Annotated in this window: 14 protein-coding genes; 10 read left to right on the top strand and 4 right to left on the bottom strand. The window is 38.2% G+C overall.

Features of this window, described 5'->3' with window-relative positions; translation table 11 throughout:
- Nucleotides 1-152: 152 nt before the first annotated feature.
- From GA0061080_RS09220 to GA0061080_RS09235, 4 genes are read right to left on the bottom strand one after another with little or no spacing between them, the layout of a single operon-like run.
- Nucleotides 153-734, bottom strand: coding sequence for a TorD/DmsD family molecular chaperone (locus GA0061080_RS09220; protein WP_091124529.1), 582 nt, complete (start codon nt 732-734; stop codon nt 153-155).
- Nucleotides 735-776: 42 nt separating this feature from the next.
- Nucleotides 777-1,616 carry a dimethyl sulfoxide reductase anchor subunit family protein gene (locus GA0061080_RS09225; RefSeq protein ID WP_091124531.1) on the bottom strand — a complete coding sequence of 280 codons (840 nt, stop codon included), beginning with the start codon at nt 1,614-1,616 and terminating at the stop codon, nt 777-779.
- A gap of 1 nt (nt 1,617) precedes the next feature.
- The gene (locus GA0061080_RS09230; protein ID WP_091124535.1) at nt 1,618-2,232 is read right to left on the bottom strand and encodes a DMSO/selenate family reductase complex B subunit; all 615 of its coding nucleotides are present in this window, start codon (nt 2,230-2,232) and stop codon (nt 1,618-1,620) included.
- Between the two features lie 2 nt (nt 2,233-2,234).
- On the bottom strand, nt 2,235-4,706 hold the full coding sequence (locus GA0061080_RS09235) for a DMSO/selenate family reductase complex A subunit (protein WP_091124539.1): 2,472 nt from the start codon (nt 4,704-4,706) through the stop codon (nt 2,235-2,237).
- 351 nt (nt 4,707-5,057) lie between these two features.
- Between GA0061080_RS09235 and parE the strand changes: the two genes are divergently transcribed.
- The 10 genes from parE to tuf all read left to right on the top strand — a co-directional run.
- Entirely contained in the window at nt 5,058-6,947 is a 1,890-nt protein-coding gene (gene parE, locus GA0061080_RS09240) for a DNA topoisomerase IV subunit B (protein WP_091124543.1), read from the top strand.
- A gap of 27 nt (nt 6,948-6,974) precedes the next feature.
- A complete protein-coding gene (parC, locus tag GA0061080_RS09245; protein WP_091124546.1) occupies nt 6,975-9,203 on the top strand; it encodes a DNA topoisomerase IV subunit A in 2,229 nt (742 codons plus the stop codon).
- Nucleotide 9,204: 1 nt separating this feature from the next.
- Entirely contained in the window at nt 9,205-10,050 is an 846-nt protein-coding gene (gene djlA, locus GA0061080_RS09250) for a co-chaperone DjlA (protein WP_091124550.1), read from the top strand.
- A 14-nt stretch (nt 10,051-10,064) separates the two neighbouring features.
- Nucleotides 10,065-11,507, top strand: a complete 1,443-nt coding sequence (locus GA0061080_RS09255; protein ID WP_091124568.1) for a TrkH family potassium uptake protein — start codon at nt 10,065-10,067, stop codon at nt 11,505-11,507.
- Nucleotides 11,508-11,649: 142 nt separating this feature from the next.
- Complete coding sequence (locus tag GA0061080_RS09260) at nt 11,650-13,224, top strand: TerC family protein (protein WP_091124553.1); 1,575 nt, start codon at nt 11,650-11,652, stop codon at nt 13,222-13,224.
- A gap of 200 nt (nt 13,225-13,424) precedes the next feature.
- Nucleotides 13,425-14,735, top strand: coding sequence for an NCS2 family permease (locus GA0061080_RS09265; RefSeq protein ID WP_091124556.1), 1,311 nt, complete (start codon nt 13,425-13,427; stop codon nt 14,733-14,735).
- Nucleotides 14,736-15,043: 308 nt separating this feature from the next.
- Complete coding sequence (gene rpsL / locus GA0061080_RS09270) at nt 15,044-15,418, top strand: 30S ribosomal protein S12 (RefSeq protein ID WP_034883792.1); 375 nt, start codon at nt 15,044-15,046, stop codon at nt 15,416-15,418.
- Nucleotides 15,419-15,517: 99 nt separating this feature from the next.
- Entirely contained in the window at nt 15,518-15,988 is a 471-nt protein-coding gene (gene rpsG, locus GA0061080_RS09275; protein ID WP_034915550.1) for a 30S ribosomal protein S7, read from the top strand.
- Nucleotides 15,989-16,100: 112 nt separating this feature from the next.
- Entirely contained in the window at nt 16,101-18,203 is a 2,103-nt protein-coding gene (fusA, locus tag GA0061080_RS09280) for an elongation factor G (protein ID WP_091124560.1), read from the top strand.
- 69 nt (nt 18,204-18,272) lie between these two features.
- Nucleotides 18,273-19,453, top strand: a 1,181-nt coding sequence (gene tuf, locus GA0061080_RS09285) for an elongation factor Tu (protein ID WP_091124564.1), incomplete at its 3' end; no start/stop codon positions are given.

A 19,453-nucleotide genomic window follows, 5' to 3' on the forward strand; every position in this document is an offset into this window, starting at 1 on the left:
TCTGTGAATGTTCGTCTTTTGCGTTTAATCTTATTCATATTTGTTCCTTTTTTAGTTGTGATAAGTTTACCTTACCCCTTAAAAAAGTTGTATGATTTAGTGTAGCCTATCCAAGGTAAAGGTTTATTAGCTAAAAGACTGTAATGAAAAAGTCAGATTATGCGCAGATACTGCTGCGCAATCACAGCTAATGCTCGATAAAATGGGCTTATCTCATTTTGCTTTAATTTTTCTAAGTAGGCTGAAGACCAAATCAATAAATGTTCATCAATTAATTGTTTTGCTATTTTGGGTTTGTCCTTTTCTTGCAATATGGCATAAGCCATTAGCATTAATCCAAATTGGTCTTCAGGTTCGTTAATACCAGTATTGAGTATTAATCCATGTTGCTGTAAAAATTGACGATAGCGCTCTTGCGATTCGCCCATTAATAGTTGCTCTTGATCTAAATAGACCGATCCCCATGGTGGCGCAGGCATGATACCCTGCCCTTCAAATAATAATGAAAATTGGTAATTAAGTTCTGGGTTGTTGATTTGAGTGGCAATTATTTGGCACTGTTCACCAATAAGCACAGTATTTTGCCAGTTAGCAATATGCTCAATTTGGCATAAGGTATCAATGAGTGGTTTAACCGTTTGGTGATCAGGTGGATAGTAAAAAAAGGCACCTAATACTTTGGCTAAAATGGTAGATGTAAGTTTATCTAAATGCGTTACTTGGTTATTTTTCATTAAATCGCTACCTGACTATAAGTGTGTCGTATTGATGATACATTACATCGGAATTGTCCATAAGTTATAAAATGCAATGCGCCCACTGATTTCGCCAATGAAGATACCAATAAAGGCAAGGCTATAAATCATCGTTGCATTGCGTTTTTGCCAAATGTTGATAGTCATTAATATTAATGACACGATTAATAGTATGCATTCGGTAATCATCCAGCTATATTGTTGATGAGTGAGCTCTGGTGCGATTGTGGTCATTAAGTGGGCATAAGGTATTTTCAATAAAATAATAAATAAGCTTCCTGTCATACAAGCCATATAACCAAGTCGCGGTAGTCCTAATAGTGCGATAGCAACGCCTCCTAAAGCTAGCATGGCAGTGTACATTTGTATAGCGGTGTAATAGGTGTTCCATGTTTTTACGGTTGGTAACATATAGGTTAATACAATCGTCCAAACAAAAAATAGGCTGATGATAATTAAAAGTGTTGCCAATATTTGGTCTAAATGCGGAATTTGCTTGAGCTGTAAACAAATCTTTTTGATTATTTTTAATTTATTGGTATTCGGATGTAGTACATAATAGTTTATTAACACCCATGCAAAGGTAACACCGAATAATACGCCAAAGGTGAAGATTTCGTTACTCATTGGTGATCGCCCAATACCAAATATAACATTTAACGCGCGCAAGGGTTTACCTAGATGAAATGAGGCTATCGCCATACCTATAGTCATAAAAACTAGAGCGGTTATATTGATTTTTTGGATGATAATACTCCGATTTGGGTCACGATTAACTAAATAAAATCCCCCTCCTAACCATACCATGCCAGCAGATAACTGCCCAAATACAGTAAAAAAAACTAATGGTAATTCATGCATGTTAAACCTCCTCAGGGTTGAGTATTTGTCCTAATGTATCGCCCGAGACTTTCGCTTGTGGATGAGGTTTGATAACAATGTTTGGTTTGGTTAGGTTTTCATTTGGTAACGGAGCAATATTTCGTTCACTGCCATGTCGCTGGCGCAGTTTTTCAATTTCGTCAAAATCTAATGCTCTTTGTGGGCAAGATTCGACACAAACGGGTTTTAGCCCTTGTTCGACACGTTCATAACAGCCGTCGCATTTTGACATAACCTTTTTTTGATGATCAAACTGTGGCGCACCATATGGGCAACGCATTTCGCAATATCGGCAACCAATACAGACATCTTGATTAACTACAACTAGCCCATCTTGTTTGCGTTTATGCATTGCACCCGTTGGGCAACCTTGTACACAAGTAGGCTGTTCACAATGGTTACAGGAAATCGATAAATAATAAGTAAAGGTATCATTTTGCCAAATACCATCAACTTGTTGCCATGTACCTCCGCCATATTCATAAACTCGGCGAAAATGAACGCCTAATGCGTTGTCTTTTTCGTCTTTGCAACTAAGTTGGCAGGTTTTACATCCTGTACATTTTGAAGAATCGATATAAAATCCATATTGCATTTTTATTGCCCCCCTGTTACAGGCAATGTCGTTGATGCAGCCGATAATGGTTTAACATCAACCAAATTAGTATGTTGTGAGTTTGATTTAGCCAACACACTTGGACGCAACGAAGTTAAGCGGTTAATACATCCGCCAATATCAACCCCTGATGCATTAGTTTTGGCCCACATACCTTGAGGTATTGCAAGCACACCTGGTAATATTCGTGGCGTAACTTTGGCAGGAATATAAAGCCGACCGCGATCGTTGTAAACCTCAACTAATTGACCATGTTTAATTTGCCTTTGTTTGGCATCAAATGGATTAATCCAAAGGCTATTGGCTACTGCTTCACGTAGTTGTGGTAAGTTGCTGTAAGTAGAATGGCAATGCCCTTTGGTATGAAAACCTATAAGTTGCAATGGGTATTTTTCGCGTTTTGATTTATCTTCACTCCCTTCAATGGCAGGTAAATAGGCAGGAATAGGGTGAAGAAAATCCTCAGGATCGAGTTCCCATTCATTGGCGATAGTAGCTAATGCTTCTGAATAGATTTCTATTTTTCCTGATGGTGTATTTAATGGGTTTTTAATAGGATCGTCTCGAAAGGCTTTTAGTGCAATCTGGGTATCGCTATCCGCTAGCTTGCGATCAATAACGCACATACCATCAGTATTGGCAAAAGGTGGTAAATGGGTTTCACTTTTGCGTAATTTTTCATAACAGTAGGCTATCCAATCTTCTTGCGTTCGCCCTTCGGTAAATTTGTCCTTTACGCCCATAATTTTGGACAGTTCAGTTAATACTTCATAAGCTGGGCGGTTTTCCCAAAGTGGTGTTATTGCGCGTTGCATACGGATAAGATAGTGATAAGCGCCCGATGCATAAGAGTTATTAATCAAATCGTTACTTTCAACCGATGAAACATCGGGCAAGACTAAGTCTGCATATTTTGCCGAGGCGGTCATATGCGTATCCCAAACAAGAATAAACTCACATTTAGACTCGTCTTGCAAAATTTGGTGTGTTCGATTTAGGTCAGCATGCTGATTACCAATTACATTGCTAGCATAACTCCAGAGGAATTTTATTCCAACATCAAGTTTATTTTTATTGAGTAAATAGGCATTTTTGGCAGTCATACTAAGTGGATCTTCAATTGCTTTAGTCCACAAAAAGAAGGGAATGCTAGTTTTTATTGGATTAGGAATGCTTAAGCTTGGAACAGGATAAGTAACACTGCCTCCCCATGTACCAATATTAGTGCCTGGTTTACCAAATTGACCAGTGATAATTGGCAATATCATAATCGCCCTTGTGGTATGTTCACCATTTTGCCAACGCTGCGCTCCCCAACCTTGAGAAATCCAAGCAGCTTTAGCATTCACTATATCCATCGCAAGTTTGCGAATTTGCATAGCTGAAATGCCTGTTTTTTTCGCTGCCCATTCAGGGGTTTTGGGCGTTCGGTCATTACCTAATCCTAAAATATAGGACTTATAATCGCTAAAAGGTGGTGCACTGTCAGGTAAGCAATCAGCATTCCAACCGACACAATATTGATTAAGCATTGCATCATCAATACGATTTTCTTCAAGTAAAGCATAGATAATTGCAGCAACTAAAGCAGCATCAGTTCCGGGAATAATGGGAATCCACTCCGCATTATAACCGACAACGCTTTCATTACGCCTAGGATCAATAATAATAACTCGTGCTTTGCTTTGCGATAATGCATTAAATAACTCCGTAACTTGCCCACCGCCAGACATGCGAGTTTCGGCAATATTCTGCCCAAACATCACGACTAAATCAGAGTGCTTTATTTGATCAATCAATGACTCTTTAGCATTACCATAAATATAAGGCCGAATAGCTGTTATCTGTCCACTTGAATAGTCACCATGATAATTCAAGTAACCACCAATAGTACTTAAAAATCGCTTACAGGCACTGCGCCCTGAAATATTTGCACCTGTTGTACCTGTTCCATATTGATAATAAATTGCCTCATTACCATAATTATTAATGGTATATTTGAGTTTATCTGCTAATAAATTAATAGCCTCATCCCACGAAATCCGTTTAAATTTACCTTCACCACGCTTACCAATCCGTAACATTGGATATTTTAAGCGCTCAGGATCGTAAGTGCGCCATCGAACTGAGCGTCCACGCAAACAAGGGCGAATTTGGTGCTGACCAAAAGTTGGTTCATGAATGCCATCTTCTGACGCTATTTTAGTAATAATATCGTTTTTGACATGAACTTTTAAAGGACAACGACTACCGCAGTTTACTAAACAAGCACTATAAACAATTTTTTCTTCATCTGTGGAATTAGTAGGGATTATGCTACTTTTAGCATTAGTTTTTGGATCTGCATAGACAAAAGGTAGCTGCATATTATTCGTTAGTGCTGTTACACCTGCTATGGTTAATGATTTTTGTAAAAAATTACGTCGGCTTATTTTTTGTTCGGAATTACTCATCAAATTCCCTTAATTTTTATATGGGACTTATTTATCATAATACTAAAAATGTGATAAAAAAACGAAAAAAGTTAAATATAGTAGGGAAATTACAACAATTAAGTTAAATAAGAATTATTCTTAAATATAAAAAGAAATAGCTCATCTCCAATATCGTTATCTACTCTGCTCCATATTAATTTACTTTTTGTTATACAATTAATTTTCCAGCAATAAAAATAAATAATATTTGCTAACCAATACAATAGTTGAATTGATGATTTTAACTTAAACGCCTTCACCATTGACCTTGGTCTTATTGAACAAAGATTGGTATAATAGCTGTCATTTATTCGAATAAATAGAAAAACTATGTCACAATCTACTTATAATGCCGTTGATATTGAAGTATTAAAAGGCCTTGATCCAGTTCGTCATCGACCTGGAATGTACACTGACACAAGCCGACCAAACCATTTAGGTCAAGAAGTCATTGATAACAGTGTTGATGAAGCTATCGCAGGTCATGCTCGTAAAGTTAAGGTTACCCTTTTTCAAGATAATTCACTAGAAGTTATCGACGATGGGCGAGGAATGCCGGTTGATATTCACCCTGAAGAAGGTGTACCAGCGATTGAATTATTGCTTTGTCGTTTACATGCTGGCGGAAAGTTCTCGAACAAAAATTACCAATTTTCAGGTGGTTTACACGGTGTAGGTATTTCGGTAGTTAATGCATTATCAAAACGTGTTGAAGTTACAGTTCATCGTGATGGACAAGTGTACGAAATAGCTTTTGAAAACGGTAATAAAGTTGAAGATCTGCATATTACGGGCACTTGTGGTCGTCGTAATACAGGTACCAAAGTTCATTTTTGGCCTGACGAAAAATATTTTGATTCGCCTAGATTTTCTGTCCCACGCTTATCACATCTACTAAAAGCTAAAGCGGTGCTTTGCCCTGGACTTGAAATTATTTTTAAAGATGAAATCAGTAATACCGAACAACGTTGGTGTTATGAAGATGGCCTAAAAGATTATCTAATGGAATCTGTCAGCGGTTACTCTCTTTTACCTGAAACGCCTTTTACAGGTAATCATACTGGCGAAACAGAAGCCGTAGAATGGGCACTGCTTTGGATGCCCGAAGGCGGAGAATTATTAACTGAAAGTTACGTTAACTTAATCCCAACCGTACAAGGCGGTACCCATGTTAATGGTTTACGCCAAGGATTATTAGACGCAATGCGTGAGTTTTGTGAGTTTCGCAATTTGTTACCACGAGGATTAAAATTAACCGCCGATGATATATGGGAACGTTGTGCTTATGTTATTTCAGTCAAAATGCAAGACCCCCAATTTGCAGGTCAAACCAAAGAGCGTTTATCATCACGCCAATGTGCGGCCTTTGTGTCGGCAATTGTCAAAGACGCTTTTAGCCTTTGGTTAAATCAACATGTCCAATTAGCCGAACTACTGGCTGAAATGGTAATTTCAAGCGCACAAAAACGTTTAAAAGCCTCTAAAAAGGTCATCCGCAAAAAGCTAACTAGTGGTCCAGCACTACCAGGCAAATTGGCCGATTGCTCATCACAAGACTTAAGTCGTACTGAACTGTTTTTAGTGGAAGGGGATTCTGCGGGTGGTTCTGCTAAACAAGCGCGAGATCGTGAATATCAAGCCATTATGCCTCTTAAAGGCAAAATCTTAAATACATGGGAAGTCTCGTCCGATGAAGTACTAGGATCACAAGAAATCCATGATATTTCAGTTGCTATTGGTATCGATCCAGATAGCGATGATTTAAGCCAATTACGTTATGGTAAAATCTGTATTTTAGCCGATGCCGACTCAGATGGACTACATATTGCGACATTACTTTGTGCTTTATTTGTTCGGCACTTTCGTACCATGGTTGAACATGGGCATGTCTTTGTTGCTATGCCGCCGCTTTATCGTATCGATTTAGGAAAAGAAGTTCATTACGCCCTAGATGAAGAAGAAAAAGAAGGCATTTTAGAACAGCTTAAACGTAAAAAAGGCAAGCCCAATGTGCAACGCTTTAAAGGTCTAGGTGAAATGAATCCACTACAACTACGCGAAACAACAATGGATCCCAATACGCGTCGTTTAGTACAGCTTTCGCTTGATGATACTGAGCAAACGATGGCATTGATGGATATGCTACTTGCTAAAAAACGCTCAGAAGATCGCCGCGAATGGTTACAAGAAAAAGGCGATCAAGTTGAACTTGATGTCTAACAAACAGAATGATTTAGAGGAACAATAATGAGTGAGATAACTCATGACGGAGTAGAAATCCAGTCGTTACGAACTTTTACCGAAAGCGCCTATTTAAACTACTCAATGTATGTCATTATGGATCGTGCCTTGCCATTTATTGGAGATGGCTTAAAACCTGTGCAACGACGCATTGTTTATGCTATGTCTGAATTAGGGCTTAACGCACAAGCCAAATTTAAAAAATCTGCGCGTACCGTGGGGGATGTGCTTGGTAAATATCACCCTCATGGTGATAGTGCCTGTTATGAAGCGATGGTGCTCATGGCACAACCATTTTCATATCGCTATCCATTAGTTGATGGGCAAGGTAACTGGGGGGCACCTGATGATCCTAAATCATTCGCCGCTATGCGTTACACTGAATCACGTTTGTCAAAATATGCCGAACTACTATTAGGTGAACTAGGACAAGGAACGGTTGATTATACACCCAACTTTGATGGTACCTTACAAGAACCTAAAATGCTACCAGCCAGATTGCCAAATATTTTATTAAATGGTACAACAGGGATTGCGGTGGGCATGGCAACCGATATTCCACCTCATAACATTCGTGAAGTAGCAAATGCGGCAATTATGCTTGCTGACAACCCTAATGCAACACTTAGCGAAGTGATGGCTCACATACAAGGGCCTGACTTCCCTACTGAAGCCGAAATTATCACGCTACGTGACGATATCGAAAAGATCTACAAAACAGGACGCGGGTCAATTCGTATGCGTGCAGTGTGGAAAAAAGAAGACGGTGATATTGTTATTACCGATTTGCCTCATCAAGTTTCGGGTGCTAAAATTTTAGAACAAATAGCTTCTCAGATGCGAGCCAAAAAACTACCTTTAATTGAAGATTTACGCGATGAGTCTGATCACGAAAATCCAACTCGTCTGGTCATTGTACCTCGTTCAAATCGAGTAGATTTAGAACAAGTGATGAATCATCTATTTGCCACAACCGATCTCGAAAAAAGTTATCGGGTTAATATGAATATGATTGGGCTTGATAATCGCCCATCAGTAAAAGGCTTAGTTGAAATTCTTACTGAATGGCTAGAGTATCGAAAAAATACTGTCACTCGACGTTTAAATTACCGTTTAGATAAAATATTAAAACGACTCCATATTCTTGATGGCTTATTAATTGCTTTTTTAAATATTGATGAAGTCATCGAAATTATTCGCAACGAAGATGAATCTAAACAAGAATTAATTAATCGTTTTTCCTTAACTGAAATTCAAGCCGAAGCGATTTTAGAGTTAAAACTCCGTCACTTAGCCAAACTTGAAGAGATGCGCATTAAAGGTGAACAAAGTGAGCTTGCAAAAGAGCGTGATCATCTGCAAGCTTTGTTAGCTTCACCTAAAAAATTGAGTAATTTAATTAAAAAAGAGCTAAAAGAGGACGCTGAAAAATATGGCGATGACCGTCGTTCGCCAATTGTTGAGCGCAGTGAAGCTAAAGCTATTAGTGAACAAGAGTTAACACCATCTGAACCTGTTACTGTCGTTTTATCTGAAATGGGTTGGGTAAGAACAGCTAAAGGGCATGATATTGATCCCGTTGGCTTAAGTTATAAAGCAGGTGATAGTTTTAAAGCTGCAGCTAAAGGAAAAAGTAATCAACCTGTTATCTTCATCGATTCAACAGGACGTAGCTATGCCATAGATCCCAACACATTACCTTCAGCACGAAGCCAAGGTGAACCATTAACAGGTAAACTAGCCCTACCTGCTGGTGCAACAGTTGAACATGTGCTCATGTCTCAAAATGATAATCAAAAATTATTACTTGCTTCAAGTGCTGGTTATGGATTTATTGGTCAATTTAGTGATTTGGTTGCTCGCAATCGTAATGGTAAAGCAATTATTAATTTGCCTAAAGAATCTAAAATATTGCCACCAATTGAAATCACATCTGAAGATAGTTTACTGCTATCAATTACCAAAGCAGGACGAATGCTCATATTTCCTGTAAAAGATTTACCTGAACTTGCTAAAGGTAAAGGAAATAAAATTGTATCACTTTCAGATGCTGATGACTGCCTTGCTTATACTCTATTGATTACGCAAGACAACTCAATAACGTTATATGCTGGTAAACGCAAACTTACATTATATCCTGCTGATTTACAAAAATTTAAGGCAGAGCGAGCACGAAAAGGTACACCATTACCAAGAGGTTTACAAAAGATAGATAAAATAGAGGTGAACGAATAATATGTCTTTTATCTGGGCAATAATTGCAGGCTTTGTATTAAGTATTGTATTAAAAACGGGATGGGGATTTATACTCGGTCTATTTATTGGGCCAATGCTTTACCGTACATTTTGTAATAAATTGACCGAACAAAGAACACAAGCAAATCCAACACTTTATTTAACTGTTGTTTTTGAAGTTCTAGGTCACTTAAGTAAAGCTAAAGGGGTCGTCACACAAGATGATATTAATCTTGCCAGTCAATTTATGGATAAATTGCAACTTGACCGAAACGGCCGAAAACTAGCACAAGATTCATTTAATAATGGTAAAGCAAGTGACTACCCACTAAGATCTCGTTTGGCTGAGCTATACGCACAATATCGTTTTCGACGTAATGTGTTAAACATTTTTTGTGAGCAACTGATCCAAGCCGCATTAGTTGATGGAGTTTTAGACGAAAAAGAACAACAAATTTTATTTATTGTGGCTGAAGAATTTAATATTCCACGTCAACAAATGGCAATATATATCCAAATGATGATGGGAAGTTACCACTTCCGTCAAAATGGCTATAGCAACCAAAACGAACAGCGAGGCCAATACCAACGCAGTAATAATTATGGAAATTATCAAGGTCGCTCACCACAATCCGATCTACAAAATGCTTACAAAATTTTAGGTGTTGCAGCTACAGCTGAAATCTCAGAAATAAAAAGAGCTTATCGTAAATTAATGAATGAACATCATCCTGATAAGTTAGTATCGAAAGGTTTACCGAAAGAGATGCTTGAAGCCGCCAAAAAACGTGCACAAGAGATTCAAGCGGCCTATGATCTTATCAAAGCATCACGTGGGTTTAAGTAGAGACTATCATCATGATGCATTGGCGATCAATTTTACGAATTATCGGTTTATTAGTATCCCTATTATCGATATTCATGTTATTACCAGCACTTGTTGCATTAATCTATCGCGATGGGGCAGGTGCAATTTTTGTTCGCTCTTTTTTTGTTGCCTTAATTTTAGGAGTTGCATTGTGGTTCCCGAATCGGGATCATCGTCATGAACTCAGCACACGTGAAGGTTTTTTTATCGTTGTCCTATTTTGGGTTGTACTTGGTACTATCGGCGCTTTTCCTTTTATTTTTGATACACATATTAATTTAAATTTAAATACTGCATTTTTTGAATCATTTTCAAGCTTAACTACAACAGGTGCCACCACAATTGTTAAGTTAGATCATCTGCCTAAAGCCTTACTTTTCTATCGCCAATTATTGCAATGGCTTGGAGGGATGGGGATTATCGTGCTAGCTGTTGCTATCTTACCACTACTAGGGGTAGGGGGAATGCAACTTTATCGTGCCGAAATTCCCGGTCCACAAAAAGACAGTAAAATGCGTCCACGTATTGCTGAAACAGCCAAAACACTTTGGTCAATTTATATTTTGCTTACAACGCTTTGTGCTATTTGTCTCTGGCTAGCCGGTATGAATGTATTTGATGCTGTGTCACATAGTTTCTCCACAATATCAATGGGAGGGTTTTCAACCCATGATGATAATTTAGCCTATTTTAACAGTCCGGTAATCAATTATATCGTCACCCTCTTTTTGATTTTATCAGGCTGTAATTTTGCGCTCCATTTTGCCGCACTAAATGGCTTTTCGATTAAAGATTATTGGCGTGATCAAGAGTTCAGAACATTTATATTTATTCTACTGATACTAATTGCTATCTGCACAATTGTTATTTATTTCTATAAACCACACCGCCTGAGCCTTGATAAAATTATCTTACAAGTGGTATCCATATCATCAACAGCAGGATTTAGTGTCGATGATATCAACACATGGCCATCATCATTACCAATCTTCTTATTGTGCGCTTCATTTATTGGTGGTTGTACGGGATCAACAGGTGGCGGTTTAAAAGTGGTTCGTGTGTTAATTTTGTTTATGCAAGGCTCACGTGAACTAAAGCGCCTTATTCATCCTAACGCTATTTATACTTTAAAATTAAATAATCGCGTGGTTTCTGAACGCATAATCGAAGCGATTTGGGGATTCTTTTCTGCATATACGTTGGTCTTTTTAGTTAGCTTATTTATTATTATGGCAACAGGCATTGATGCCACTGACTCTTTTTACATAGTAGCATCATCACTTAACAATTTAGGGGTCGGTCTTGGTAGTGTAAGCGATAATTTTGCTAGTGTCAGTGATATAGTAAAATGGGTAATGGTGGTTGACATGTTATTTGGGCGATTAGAAATATTTACCTTACTAGTTTTATTCACACCAACATTTTGGAAAAGCTAAATTTATACTGAAACACATAGTTACCTGAAAGTTTTTAACAGGATATGCAATTTTTATAAATATTTTATTGATTATTTGCTCAATTACAGACAGAATTACAACGCAGCATGTGCTGTATTTATTAGAGGTAATCACCTGACATATGGAATGGATCATGGATCCTACAATCTGGATTGGCTTATCCACTCTGGTTGTACTTGAAATCGTCCTTGGTATTGATAACATTGTTTTTATAGCCATTCTTGCCGAGAAACTTCCACCCCAACAACGAGATAAAGCCCGCGTTACCGGTCTTGCTTTTGCATTAATCACTCGAATTTTATTATTAATGTTTACGGGTTGGTTAGTCACACTCACTACACCGCTATTTTCGATATCCGAGATCAGTTTTAATGCCCGACAACTAATTATGCTAATTGGTGGTATATTCTTGCTATTTAAAGCTACCATGGAGCTCAATGAACGCCTTGAAGGCACATCAAATGAGGATGGTAAACCTAAAAAGACATCCCACTTCTGGACTGTCGTTGCTCAAATAGTTGTACTTGATGCTGTGTTCTCGCTTGATTCTGTCATTACAGCTGTTGGAATGGTCGAACATATCCCAGTGATGATTATTGCCGTTTGTATAGCAATAGGTATTATGATGGTTGCAAGCAAACCATTGGCTAATTTTGTCAACGCCCATCCAACCATTGTGATCCTATGTTTGAGCTTCTTATTAATGATAGGATTTAGTCTTGTTGCCGAAGGTTTTGATTTTATTATCCCAAAAGGTTACTTATATGCGGCGATCGGTTTCTCAATCATGATTGAATTTTTTAATCAATTAGCCATACTAAATCGCCGTAAAGCATTAAATAAAAAACCGTTACGAGAACGTACTGCCGAAGCTATTTTACATCTACTAAAAGGTGATGCTGAGGAAGATCCCGATACTCATAATATTGATATCGTATCTGATGCTAATAAAAAAGTATCAGTGTTTAATCATCAAGAACTCAGCATGGTTGAACGAGTCCTTGGTCTTGCACAACGCTCTGTTAGTAGCATTATGACGTCAAGACTAAATGTGGATATGATCAATATTAATGATGAGCGTGACATTATTATCAAAGAGATTTTTGAAAACCCACACTCACGTTTAGTCGTTACCGATAATGCCTCAATCGATGAACCACTTGGTATTATTCAAGTTAATGATCTATTAAAAGATATACTACAAAGTAAAGAACCCATTGATATTCACTCTCTTATCAAACAACCGCTGATCTTTCCTGAAACGGTATCGTTACTGGTTGCATTAGATCAATTTAAAAAAGCTAAAACCCATTTTGCTTTCGTGGTTGACGAATTTGGCTCAATGCAAGGGGTTGTTTCGGTAACGGATATTATCGAAACCATTGCCGGTGATTTCCCAACAGAAGAAGAGGAAATTGATGCTAAACATGATATTCAATGTCTAGATGATAATAGCTGGATTGCTAATGGTTATATTCCTGTTGAAGAGCTAGTCCGTTTTGTACCAATACCGATTGATGATAAACGTGAATATCATACCCTAGCAGGACTATTAATGGAAAAAGCGCAACATCTTCTTAATGTTGGCGAAATAATCGAAATTGATGGTTATTTATTTGAAATTGCCGAAGTAGAAAGTCATCGTATTTTGAAAGTAAAAATCAGATTAAACAAAATTGATTCAGTATCGTCTTAGTTTTAGGACTAACGCATAACATTGATTGGAATAACACTTGACCAAAAGAAATAACTGGCAATAATAAAGCGGTAAAGTTCTTATTTATAAAAAGGTGTGGAGTAATGGCTTCTCATCTTTTTTATTTTTGGGGTAAAAAATAGATAACACGATTTATAAACTTTCACTCATACTTATCAATAACAATTGGGCTTTAACTTATGCATTCAATATTCGAAAAAATATTTCAATTGAAAGAAAAGAAAACCACAGTCGGTACTGAAATTATCGCTGGTTGTACCACCTTCCTAACAATGGTTTATATCATATTTGTAAACCCTTCAATTTTATCAGCAACGGGCATGGATACTTCTGCCGTATTTGTGCTAACTTGTGTGGTTACAGCCTTTGCAACCATCTTGATGGGCTTATTTGCCAACTTACCTATAGCGCTCGCTCCCGCTATGGGGCTTAATGTCTTTTTTGCCTATGGCATATGTGGGGCAATGGGCTACTCTTGGCAAATTGGTATGGGCGCTATCTTTTGGGGCTCATTAATCTTTTTTGCGTTATCACTATTTAAAGTTCGTCACTGGTTAATTGAACATATTCCACAATGTTTGCGTGTAGGTATAAGTGCAGGTATTGGGTTATTTATTGCTTTTATGGGATTTCAAAATATGGGCATTGTAGTCGCTTCTCCTTCCACACTATTAACGATGGGTAATATCTTATCGCTTAAAGTCCTATTAGGCTCACTAGGTTTTTTCATCATTGTTATTTTAGCGGCACGCAACTTTCACGCTGCTGTATTAATTTCGATTTTAGTAGTAACTTTATTAGCACTATGGCTCGATCCAAATATCAGTTACCAAGGTATTATATCTATGCCACCAAGTGTAACTAGCGTTGTTGGTCATGTAGATTTAGCTGGCTCGCTTAATATCGGTATCATGGGCGTTATTTTTTCAATAATGATTGTCAGCTTATTCGACTCATCAGGCACTATTTTAGCACTAACAGATAAAGCTGGAATTAGTGACGAAAAAGGTCGATTCCCCAAAATGCGTCAAGCACTATTAATTGATAGTTTTAGCTCTTCTTTAGGTGGATTATTTGGTACATCATCAGTGTTAACTTATATTGAAAGTTCAGCGGGTATCTCTGTGGGTGGTCGAACAGGATTAACCGCAGTAGTAGTTGGTCTATTATTCTTATTGGTAGCCTTTTTCTCGCCACTGGCACATTTAGTACCTACTTATGCAACATCAGGCGCACTTATCTTTGTTGGGATCTTAATGGTTTCAAGCCTAGTTAAAGTTAACTGGTCTGATTTAACAGAGGCAACACCAGCTTTTATTACAGCAATCATGATGCCATTTGCCTTTGCAATCACTGAAGGGGTTGCACTGGGTTTTATCTCTTACGTAGTGTTAAAAACCTTTACTGGCAAATTTAAACAATTAAATCTTTGTGTAATAATTTTTGCTTTACTATTTGCTTTAAAATTTATTTTTATTGATCATCATTAAAAACGATTCCCCATCGTTACTTACGATGGGGAAATTTTTCTAAATACCTAACCCACTTATTGTGCTATGCTCAGTACCTAATTATAAAAATTAAAATCTAGTGTCTTTCTATTAAAATAGCGACCGCCTTCTATAAATAATTAACGCCAAGATCAAGCACTTATTGATAGCAAAAACTTGACATTATCTCCCCTGGGGTCTAGAATCTTGCGACCCAAAACTTATATACATAGGTTTTGGTCTACAGTTATTAATTACGTATCTAAAAAGCAATTTTAAATTTATTTTAATTAATCAGGAGCTTATTAATGGCAACAATTAATCAGCTGGTACGCAAACCAAGAGCGCTAAAGGAAGCAAAAAGCAACGTTCCTGCCCTTGAAGCATGCCCGCAAAAACGCGGTGTTTGTACTCGTGTTTACACAACTACACCGAAAAAACCAAACTCAGCATTACGTAAAGTATGTCGTGTGCGTTTAACCAACGGTTTTGAAGTTACTTCTTATATCGGTGGTGAAGGTCACAACCTACAAGAACATAGTGTAATTTTAATCCGTGGTGGTCGTGTTAAAGACTTACCAGGTGTTCGTTACCACACTGTTCGCGGTGCATTAGACTGCGCAGGTGTTAAAGATCGCAAACAAAGCCGTTCTAAATACGGTGTTAAACGACCTAAAGCTTAATGGAACTCCGTTAAGTAAGGCCAAACTATATAATTCCATTTAACTCATTTGAGTTTTGGGTAAACCTGAAAATTTATAACATATAAACGGAGTATTCCAATGCCACGTCGTCATGTTGTCGGTCAAAGAAAAATTCTTCCTGATCCGAAGTTCGGTTCAGAGTTACTGGCGAAATTTGTAAATATTTTAATGATAGATGGTAAAAAATCTATCGCAGAATCAATCGTATATTCAGCTCTTGATAAATTAGCTGAGCGTAGTGGCAAAGACCACTTAGCAGCTTTTGAAGTTGCACTAGATAACGTAAGACCAACTGTAGAAGTTAAGTCTCGTCGCGTTGGTGGTTCTACATACCAAGTTCCTGTTGAAGTGCGTCCAGTTCGTCGTAATGCACTTGCAATGCGTTGGATTGTAGATGCTGCACGTAAACGTGGTGATAAATCAATGGCTTTACGCCTAGCGAATGAACTTATGGATGCTTTTGAAAACAAAGGTACCGCTGTGAAAAAACGCGAAGATGTTCATCGTATGGCTGAAGCTAATAGAGCGTTTGCACACTATCGTTGGTAATATTCGCACTTATAATTGTATAAGTGACTTGAATTAAGACTGATACCCCTTATCTGCTATCGGTCCCAAATTGATGTTTTATTAAGCAAACGATTCTAAACAGAGGATTAATATGGCTCGTACAACCCCTATAGCACGCTACCGTAACATCGGTATCAGTGCACATATTGACGCAGGTAAAACAACAACGACTGAACGTATTTTGTTTTATACTGGCGTTAGTCACAAAATTGGTGAAGTTCATGATGGTGCAGCTACCATGGACTGGATGGAACAAGAACAAGAACGTGGTATTACTATCACGTCAGCTGCAACAACTGCATTCTGGTCTGGTATGGGGCAACAATTTGAACCACACCGTATCAACATCATCGATACTCCAGGACACGTTGACTTCACAATCGAAGTAGAACGCTCTATGCGTGTTCTTGATGGTGCAGTAATGGTTTACTGTGCGGTTGGTGGTGTTCAACCACAATCAGAAACAGTATGGCGTCAAGCAAACAAATATAAAGTTCCACGTATTGCGTTTGTCAACAAAATGGATCGTATGGGTGCTAACTTCTTACGCGTTGTTGATCAAATCAAAACTCGTTTAGCAGCAGTTCCAGTTCCTTTGGTTTTACCAATCGGTGCTGAAGAAGGATTTACTGGTGTTGTTGATTTACTTAAACGTAAAGCAATTAACTGGAATGATGCTGATCAAGGTGTAACATTTACTTATGAAGATGTTCCAGCTGATATGGTTGACCAAGTTGAAGAATGGCGTTCATTCTTAATGGAAACTGCGGCTGAAGCAAGCGAAGAGTTAATGGAAAAATATCTTGGTGGTGAAGAGTTAACTGAACAAGAAGTGAAAGCTGCATTACGTGAACGCGTACTTGCCAATGAAATCATCTTAGTAACTTGTGGTAGTGCCTTTAAAAACAAAGGTGTGCAATTCATGCTTGATGCGGTTATTGAATATTTACCAGCACCAACTGATGTACCAGCAATCAAAGGTGAATTACCAAATGGTGAAGCTGCTGAACGTCACTCAAGTGATGATGAGCCATTTTCATCATTAGCATTCAAAATTGCAACTGACCCATTTGTGGGTAACTTAACCTTCTTCCGCGTTTACTCCGGTGTAGTTAACTCTGGTGATACAGTTCTTAACTCAGTTAAAGATAAAAAAGAACGTTTTGGTCGTATCGTTCAGATGCATGCGAACAAACGTGAAGAAATTAAAGAAGTTCGCGCAGGCGACATTGCTGCTGCAATTGGTCTTAAAGATGTTACAACTGGTGATACACTTTGTGCTGAAAGCGCACCAATCATTCTTGAAAGAATGGAATTCCCAGAGCCGGTAATTTCGGTTGCTGTTGAACCAAAAACTAAAGCTGACCAAGAAAAAATGGGTCTTGCTTTAGGTCGACTAGCACAAGAAGACCCTTCATTCCGTGTTCACACTGATGAAGAATCTGGTCAAACTATTATTTCTGGTATGGGTGAACTTCACTTAGAAATCATCGTTGACCGTATGAAACGTGAATTTAAAGTGGAAGCAAATGTTGGTAAACCACAAGTTGCTTACCGTGAAACAATTCGCAATGAAGTAGAACAAGAAGGTAAATTTGTTCGTCAGTCTGGTGGTCGTGGTCAATACGGTCATGTATGGTTAAAAATCAAACCATTGGAAGCGGGTGGCGAAGGCTACAAATTCAACAACGAAATCGTTGGTGGTGTGGTTCCTAAAGAATACATTCCTGCGGTTGATAAAGGCTGTCAAGAACAAATGAAAAACGGTGTTCTTGCTGGTTACCCAATTGTTGATGTTGAAGTTACTATCTTTGATGGTTCTTACCATGATGTTGACTCATCAGAAATGGCATTTAAAATTGCCGGTTCAATGGCATTTAAAGACGGCTTCATGAAAGCTAAACCAGTGCTTTTAGAACCGATTATGAAAGTAGAAGTTGAAACTCCAGAAGATTATATGGGTGATGTTATCGGTGACTTAAACCGTCGTCGTGGTATGATCGAAGGTATGGACGATACAGCGACTGGTAAAACAGTTAAAGCACAAGTTCCACTTTCAGAAATGTTTGGGTATGCGACAGACCTTCGTTCACAAACACAAGGTCGTGCTTCTTACTCTATGGAGTTCTTGAAGTACAATGAAGCGCCAACAAATATTGCAACCGCAATTATTGAAGCTCGTAAAGCGAAATAATTTTTATCTAAATAAAGTAACGCTTCCCTTAACAACATAAGGGAAGCGATTTAATAAAGGAACATTAAGATGTCTAAAGAAAAATTTGAACGTACAAAACCCCACGTTAACGTTGGTACAATCGGTCACGTTGACCATGGTAAAACAACTTTAACTGCTGCAATTACTTCTGTACTTGCTAAAAAATTTGGTGGTCAAGCGCGTGCATTCGATCAAATCGATAACGCACCAGAAGAAAAAGCACGTGGTATCACCATCAACACTTCACACGTTGAATACGATACACCAACTCGTCACTACGCACACGTAGACTGCCCTGGCCATGCTGACTATGTTAAAAACATGATCACTGGTGCGGCACAAATGGACGGTGCTATCTTAGTAGTAGCAGCAACAGATGGTCCTATGCCACAAACTCGTGAACACATCCTTTTAGGTCGTCAAGTAGGTGTTCCTTACATCATCGTATTCTTAAACAAATGTGATATGGTTGATGACGAAGAATTATTAGAATTAGTTGAAATGGAAGTACGTGAACTTCTATCTCAATACGATTTCCCAGGTGATGATACACCAGTAATTCGTGGTTCAGCGCTTAAAGCGTTAGAAGGTGAAGCAGCATGGGAAGACAAAATTGTTGAATTAGCAGAAGCACTAGACAGCTACATTCCAGAACCAGAGCGTGATATCGACAAACCATTCCTATTACCAATTGAAGATGTATTCTCAATTTCAGGTCGAGGTACAGTAGTAACTGGTCGTGTTGAACGAGGTGTAATCAAAGTTGGTGAAGAAGTTGAAATCGTAGGTATCAAACCAACCACAAAAACAACTTGTACTGGTGTTGAAATGTTCCGTAAATTACTTGACGAAGGCCGTGCGGGTGAAAACGTTGGTGTATTATTACGTGGTACAAAACGTGAAGAAATCGAACGTGGTCAAGTACTTGCAAAACCAGGTTCAATCACACCACATACTGATTTCGAATCAGAAGTGTATATCTTAAGTAAAGATGAAGGTGGTCGTCATACTCCATTCTTCAAAGGTTACCGTCCACAGTTCTACTTCCGTACAACTGACGTAACTGGTACTATCGAATTACCAGAAGGCGTAGAAATGGTAATGCCTGGTGATAACATCAAAATGACAGTATCATTAATTCACCCAATTGCGATGGCAGAAGGTTTACGTTTTGCGATTCGTGAAGGTGGTCGTACTGTTGGTGCTGGTGTGGTTGCTAAAGTTATTAA

Source organism: Gilliamella intestini (assembly GCF_900094935.1).
Classification (GTDB): Bacteria; Pseudomonadota; Gammaproteobacteria; order Enterobacterales; family Orbaceae; genus Gilliamella; species Gilliamella intestini.

Bases quoted from the DNA above. Each gene is read 5' to 3' on its own strand.
- fusA (WP_091124560.1), top strand. From the start codon at position 16,101: ATGGCTCGTACAACCCCTATAGCACGCTACCGTAACATCGGTATCAGT.
- djlA (WP_091124550.1), top strand. From the start codon at position 9,205: ATGTCTTTTATCTGGGCAATAATTGCAGGCTTTGTATTAAGTATTGTA.
- GA0061080_RS09235 (WP_091124539.1), bottom strand. From the start codon at position 4,706: ATGAGTAATTCCGAACAAAAAATAAGCCGACGTAATTTTTTACAAAAA.
- GA0061080_RS09225 (WP_091124531.1), bottom strand. From the start codon at position 1,616: ATGCATGAATTACCATTAGTTTTTTTTACTGTATTTGGGCAGTTATCT.
- parE (WP_091124543.1), top strand. From the start codon at position 5,058: ATGTCACAATCTACTTATAATGCCGTTGATATTGAAGTATTAAAAGGC.
- GA0061080_RS09220 (WP_091124529.1), bottom strand. From the start codon at position 734: ATGAAAAATAACCAAGTAACGCATTTAGATAAACTTACATCTACCATT.
- GA0061080_RS09260 (WP_091124553.1), top strand. From the start codon at position 11,650: ATGGAATGGATCATGGATCCTACAATCTGGATTGGCTTATCCACTCTG.
- rpsL (WP_034883792.1), top strand. From the start codon at position 15,044: ATGGCAACAATTAATCAGCTGGTACGCAAACCAAGAGCGCTAAAGGAA.
- GA0061080_RS09265 (WP_091124556.1), top strand. From the start codon at position 13,425: ATGCATTCAATATTCGAAAAAATATTTCAATTGAAAGAAAAGAAAACC.
- GA0061080_RS09255 (WP_091124568.1), top strand. From the start codon at position 10,065: ATGCATTGGCGATCAATTTTACGAATTATCGGTTTATTAGTATCCCTA.
- parC (WP_091124546.1), top strand. From the start codon at position 6,975: ATGAGTGAGATAACTCATGACGGAGTAGAAATCCAGTCGTTACGAACT.
- rpsG (WP_034915550.1), top strand. From the start codon at position 15,518: ATGCCACGTCGTCATGTTGTCGGTCAAAGAAAAATTCTTCCTGATCCG.
- GA0061080_RS09230 (WP_091124535.1), bottom strand. From the start codon at position 2,232: ATGCAATATGGATTTTATATCGATTCTTCAAAATGTACAGGATGTAAA.